This is a genomic window from Cyanobium sp. ATX 6E8 (assembly GCF_024346335.1).
Classification (GTDB): Bacteria; Cyanobacteriota; Cyanobacteriia; order PCC-6307; family Cyanobiaceae; genus Cyanobium_A.
In genome coordinates this window covers 111,932-117,983 of sequence record NZ_JAGQCT010000007.1, presented here as the reverse complement: position 1 = coordinate 117,983, position 6,052 = coordinate 111,932, and the positions used below count along the sequence as shown (strand labels likewise).

4 protein-coding genes and 1 pseudogene are annotated in these 6,052 nt (G+C 70.7%); 1 reads left to right on the top strand and 4 read right to left on the bottom strand.

Annotated elements, in window-relative coordinates:
* The 4 genes and pseudogenes from KBY70_RS07965 to galE form a co-directional block, all read right to left on the bottom strand.
* Window positions 1-379: pseudogene (locus KBY70_RS07965) on the bottom strand (3-deoxy-8-phosphooctulonate synthase); the annotation flags it as partial.
* Entirely contained in the window at window positions 376-1,407 is a 1,032-nt protein-coding gene (locus tag KBY70_RS07960; RefSeq protein WP_254988044.1) for an SIS domain-containing protein, read from the bottom strand. The gene KBY70_RS07960 and the pseudogene KBY70_RS07965, both read right to left, overlap by 4 nt.
* A 54-nt stretch (window positions 1,408-1,461) precedes the next feature.
* A complete protein-coding gene (selD, locus tag KBY70_RS07955) occupies window positions 1,462-3,564 on the bottom strand; it encodes a selenide, water dikinase SelD (RefSeq protein WP_254988043.1) in 2,103 nt (700 codons plus the stop codon).
* On the bottom strand, window positions 3,554-4,597 hold the full coding sequence (gene galE, locus KBY70_RS07950; protein ID WP_254988042.1) for a UDP-glucose 4-epimerase GalE: 1,044 nt from the start codon (window positions 4,595-4,597) through the stop codon (window positions 3,554-3,556). Before galE ends, selD begins: the two co-directional genes overlap by 11 nt.
* A gap of 54 nt (window positions 4,598-4,651) precedes the next feature.
* On the opposite strand from galE, the gene KBY70_RS07945 reads away from it, so the two are divergent.
* Window positions 4,652-6,049 carry a nucleotide sugar dehydrogenase gene (locus KBY70_RS07945; protein ID WP_254988041.1) on the top strand — a complete coding sequence of 466 codons (1,398 nt, stop codon included), beginning with the start codon at window positions 4,652-4,654 and terminating at the stop codon, window positions 6,047-6,049.
* The last annotated feature ends 3 nt before the right edge of the window (window positions 6,050-6,052 follow it).

Here is a 6,052-nt window from a genome sequence, read left to right as displayed (position 1 = left end):
TCACCACCTTGTTGGTGCCGGCCACGGCCTTGGCCGCGGCCTCCAGCAGGTCGGTCTGGCGGCAGAGAAAGGCCGGGATCTGCAGCACGTCCACCGCCTGGGCGGCGGCGGCGGCCTGGTGGCTTTCGTGGATGTCGGTGAGCACCGGCAGGCCGAAGGTCTGCCCCACCTCCTGCAGGATCGCCAGGCCCTCCTCGGGGCCGGGCCCACGAAACGATTTGCCGGAGCTGCGGTTGGCCTTGTCGAAGCTGGCCTTGAACACATAGCGGATGCCGAGGCGATCGGTGATCGCTTTCACCTGCTCGGCCACCTGCAGCACCAGATCGCGACTTTCGATCACGCAGGGGCCGGCGATCAGGGTGAAGGGGATGGCCGTCATGGGCGCTCAGCGGCGGTGCTGGTGGTGAACCCAGCCTGCACCAGATCGTGCAGCCGCAGCAGACCCAGCAGCTGGCGGGGCCGGGTTGGATCCACCACCGGCAGCACCGAAATCGCCTGGCGGGGATTGCGCTCCATCAGCTCCAGCGCCGCGATGGCCAGGGTGTCGGGCGCCACCGTGATCGGGTTGGCGGTCGCCATGGCGCCGGCTCGCAGGGCAGCCCAGTGCTCGGGAGCATGGCGTTGCAGGGTGCGGCGCAGATCGCCATCGGTGATCAGCCCGGCCAGCTCGGCGGGGTTGTGAGCCGCCTGCACCCAGGCGGCGCCAAGGCTGCCCTTGCCGTTGCTGCCCTCGGTGAGCCGGCCGATCACCTCAGCTAGGGGGGCTTCGGGTGAGAGGCCCGCCAGATCGCTGGCCGGCACCATCAGATCGGCCACGGTGAGGGTGAGCTGGCGGCCGAGGGAGCCGGCGGGATGGTTGATGGCGAAGTCTTCCGGCGAGATGCCAGCCCGCTCCATCCACACGGCCGCCAGGGCATCCCCGATCGCCATCGCCACCGCCGTGCTCGCGGTGGGGGCCAGGTTCAGCGGGCACACCTCCCGATCCACCGCCCCATCGAGCACCACGTCGCAGCCCAGCGCCAGGCTGGAGGCCAGGCGACCCACCAGGGCGATGCGAGCGGTGCCGCGGCGGCGCAGGTGGGGAAGGATGGCCAGCAGCTCTTCGGTTTCGCCGCTGTTCGAGAGCAGCAGGGCCACGTCGTCGGAGGCGACAATGCCCAGATCGCCATGCAGGGCGTCGACCGGGTTGAGAAACACGGCCGTCAGGCCGATCGAGGAGAAGGTGGCAGCGATCTTGCGGGCGACGATGCCGCTCTTGCCCACCCCCGTCAGCACCAGCTTGGCGCGGCGCTGCCGGCAGCCCTCCAGCAGCTCCAGGGCGGCTTCCACCTGCTCGCTGCTGAGGCGCTGGGCGACGGCGGCGATGGCAGCAGCCTCTTCCTCCAGGCAGCGGGTGAGGGCAGACAACAGGCAGGGATCAGCAATGGAGTCATTCTCCCTGCCGGGTCGCTGTGGCGGTGCTCAGGTGTGCACCTGGCCGATCACGGCGGCCTGGGGGAAGCCCGCCTGCTGCAGCGCGGCAAGGGCGGCGTTGCACTGATCGGCGGGAATCGCTGCCAGCAGGGGGCCGCAGGTCTGGGGATCGATCAACAGGTCCTGCTGCGCCGCGCTGGCCATTCCCTGCAGCTGCACCCGTTCCCCCAATAGGGCCAGGGCGCTGGCGTTGGAGGGAGCCAGGCTGCTGGCCCAGCCCTGCTCCAGCAGCTGCAGCGCCCCGGGCAGGGCTGGGATCGCGGCAGCCTTCAGCGTCACGCGGCAGGAGTCGGGGCTGGCCGCCAGCATCTCGCCCAGGTGGCCCAGCAGCCCGAAGCCGGTCACGTCGGTGCAGGCCCGGCAGCCGTGGCGGGCCAGGAGCTCCACCAGGGCCGCCTGGCTCTGTTGCATCTGGAGCAGGGCGGCGTCGATCCACTGGGGCGCGGCGGCCCCGGCCATGGCGGCGGCAAACAGCACGCCGCTGCCGATCGGCCGGCTCAGCAGCAGGCCATCGCCCGGGCGCAATGGCCCCTTGCCCCAGGGTTCACCGGCGCCAGTGCGGCCATTCACGCTCAGCACCAGGCTCAGGCTGCCCCCAGCGGGCTCTGGCTGGTTTTGGGTGTGGCGGGCCTCCAGGGTGTGGCCGCCGATCAGCCGGGCCCCCAGCGGCGCCAGCACCGATTGGATCCCCGCCAGGGTGTCGCTGAGCAGGTCGGCCTGCACTGGAGCCGCCAGCTCGGGCAGGGTGACCACCGCCTGCACGCTCTCCACCCGGGCGCCGCAGGCCCAGAGGTCGCTGCAGGCGTGCAGGGTGGTGAGCCGGGCATTGAGCCAGGCGTCAGCCACCAGCGCCGGGAAGCCATCCACGCTCTGTAGCAGCAGCGTCCCATCCGGCGTGGGGCCGATCACGGCGGCGTCCTCGGCGCTCGCCGGTGTGCCGCCGCCCAGGCTGTTGCGTGCCAGGGCGTCCTGCAGCGGACTGGCGGCCAGCTTGGCGGCGCAGCCCCGGCAGGCCATCGGCGCGGCCCCGTTTTGATCCATGGCCTTCAGGCGGCTGAAGCGAGCCATGAAGCGCTGATCGAGGTGGTGCTTCCAGCGCCAGAGCAGGGGGCTCGGCCCGAAGGCCCAGGGGCCCCAGAAGGCCACGGCTTGGGGCTGCCGCATCAGGCTGCCGCCATCCCCCAGCAGTTGCAGGGCCCAGCGCTGGGGCCGCCAGGGCCGCAGCGGCCGGCCCGCCACTGCGGCGGCCAGGTTGCGGGCCAGGGTCGGGGCGCAGCGCACGGCCCAGACGCCGGCGGGAGGGCGTGGGTGGCCTGTGATGACGCCGCAGTCGCCGCTGGCAAACAGCCTGGGGTGGTCCTGCACCCGCAGGCTCGCTTCGGTGAGCAGCCGCCCCTGGGCGTCGCAGGGCAGTCCACTGGCGGCCAGCCAACGGGGCCCGCGGCTGCCGGTGCAGGCCAGGTCGGCCGCCGCACCTGCGGGGCTGTTCGTCTCAACGGTGATGCCTGCGCCCTGGAGCAGCCGTTCGCCGAGCCGGTTGGCCGCTGCCGAGCCCAGATGCAAGGCGTGCCCCCGCAACAGCAGCTCGGGTTGCAGCCCCCGGCCCCGCAGGGCCAAGGCCACCTCCACGGCCGCCGCGCCACCGCCCCGGATGCGCAGAGAGCCCTGCTCCTGCTGGGCGCACCACTGCAGGAAGGGCTCCAGGGGCTTGACGGCCACCGTCGCGTGCTCGCTGTCGACGGTTTCCGCCCCCACATCGAGGCTGAGCCAGTCCCAGCGCAGGCTGGGCCGGCCCTCCAGCTGCAGCTCCCGTGCCTGGACATCGAGGCCCGTGATCTCTGCCTGCATGAAGGTCACCTTGGCCAGCCGGCAGAGGCGACGCAGGTCGATGCTGCAGGCCTGGGTGTCGTAGAGGCCGGCCACCAGCCCCGGCACCATGCCCGAATACAGGGCGGTGCTGCACCGACTCACCAGCGTGATCTGGGCTGGTGGGCGCAGACTGGGCCGGCGCCTGGCCATGCCCCACATTCGCAGCAGCAGCGCATGGCTATGGCCGCCACCGGCCAGCACCAGTCGGGCATCAGCCGCCATAGCCCTGGGGGTTGGCCTGCTGCCAGCACCAGCCGTCGCGGCACATGTCGGACAGGCTGCGGCGGGTGCGCCAGCCAAGCCGCTCGGCGGCCAGGGCCGGATCGGCCACCGTGCTGGCGGCGTCGCCATCACGCCGCGGCACCACGCTGTAGGGCACCGGGCGGCCACTGGCCGCTTCGAAGGCGTGTACCACCTCCAGCACGGAGTGACCCACCCCGCTGCCCAGGTTGAGGGTGAGCAGCTGGGGTGGCTCCGCCAGCAGCACATCGAGGGCGGCCCGGTGGCCGTCCGCCAGGTCCATCACGTGGATGTAGTCGCGGATGCCGCTGCCATCGGGGGTGGGCCAATCGCCGCCGAACACCTGCAGCCGCTCGCGCCGCCCCACCGCCACCTGGCTCACGAATGGGAACAGGTTGTTGGGGATGCCGCTGGGGTCTTCGCCGATCCGCCCGCTGGGGTGGGCTCCGACGGGGTTGAAGTAGCGCAGCCGGGCGATGCGCCAGCCGGGCTCACTGGCGGCCAGATCGGCCAGCAGCTGCTCCACGGCGGCTTTGCTGTGGCCGTAGGGATTGATCGGCTGAATCGGCGCTGTCTCCGGGATCGGCACCGCCTCGGGGTAGCCATAGAGAGTGGCGCTGCTGCTGAACACCAGGGTGCGGCAGCCGCGGGCCTGCATGGTCGCCAGCAATTGCCGCGAGCCCGCCAGGTTCACATCCCAATAGCGCAGCGGTTCGCGCACCGATTCCCCCACCGCCTTGAGCCCGGCGAAGTGGATCACAGCCGCGATGGGCTGGTCGCCGGGGGCGGCGGCGAAGGCCCGCTCCAAATCCCCAGCGGAACGGATGTCGCCCTCCACCACCGTGAGCCGGCCGGCTGCCTCAGGGCCGGCCAGCTCCTGCACCCGCCGCAGCGCTTCTGGGGAGCTGTTGGTGAAGTTGTCGAGCACCACCAGGCTGTGGCCGGCCTCCAGCAGCACCAGGGCGGTGTGGCTACCGATGAAGCCGGCGCCTCCCGTGATCAGCAGTTGGGCCAAGCGGGGCATCCCGTGCTTCAGGGATAGTCTCTCGCTATCGGCCTGCCGCGTTCCATGGCGTCATCGACCATTCGCAGCATTTGCTGTATCGGCGCGGGCTATGTGGGCGGTCCGACGATGGCGGTGATTGCTGATCGTTGCCCGCAGATCCAGGTGAGCGTGGTGGATCTCAATGCCGAGCGCATCGCCGCCTGGAACGATCCCGATCTCAGCCAGCTGCCGGTCTACGAGCCGGGTCTGGATGCGGTGGTGGGCCGCTGCCGTGGCCGCAATCTGCACTTCTCCACGGCGGTGGAGGCGGCGATCGCCGCGGCCGACATGGTGTTCCTGTCGGTGAACACGCCCACCAAGACCAAGGGTTTGGGCGCTGGTCAGGCCAGCGATCTCAAGTGGGTGGAGGCCAGCGCCCGCACGGTGGCCCAGGCGGCCCGGGGTCACACGATCGTGGTGGAGAAGAGCACCCTGCCCGTGCGCACCGCAGCGGCGGTGAAGGCGATCCTGGATGCGGGCCCGGCGGGCAAGAGCTTTGCGGTGCTCTCCAACCCCGAGTTTCTGGCGGAGGGCACGGCGATCGGTGATCTGGAGGGTCCCGATCGGGTGCTGATCGGTGGCGAGGATCCAGAGGCGATCGAGGCCCTGGCAGGGATCTATGGCCAGTGGGTGGCCCCCCAGAAGATCCTGCGCACCAACCTCTGGAGCAGCGAGCTCTCCAAGCTCACGGCCAATGCCTTTCTGGCCCAGCGGATCAGCTCGATCAACAGCATTGCGGCCATCTGCGAAGCCACGGGTGCCGATGTGCGCGAGGTGGCCAAAGCGATCGGTGCCGACAGCCGTATTGGCGCGAAGTTTCTGCAGGCGGGCCCTGGTTTTGGTGGCAGCTGCTTCCAGAAAGACATCCTCAACCTGGTGTATCTCTGCCGCCACTACGGCCTAGAGGAGGTGGCGGCCTACTGGGAGCAGGTGGTGCTGCTCAACACCTGGCAGCAGCACCGCATCGCCAAGCTGGTGGTGAACAAGCTGTTTGGCACGGTGACGGGGAAACGGATCGGGGTGCTGGGCTTTGCCTTCAAGGCCGACACCAACGACACGCGCGAATCGCCGGCGATCCGCATCTGCCGGGATCTGTTGGAGGAGGGGGCGGTACTGGCGATCATTGACCCCAAGGTGAGCGAGCGGCAGATGGCGCGCGACCTGGGTCAGCCGGCTGGCGCGGCAACCGGCGATCACACAGCCGAGGGGAGCTGGCACCCGGTGAGCGATGTGCAGCAGGCGGCCAGCGGAGCCGATGCCCTGCTGCTGCTCACCGAATGGCAGCAATTCGCAACGATCGATTGGCCAGCGGTGGCGACGGGGATGCGACAGCCGGCCTGGCTGTTTGATGCCCGGGCTAAGGCGGACGCCAGCGCCGCCCGGGCGGCGGGTCTCAACGTCTGGACCGTGGGGGAGGGCTGAGCG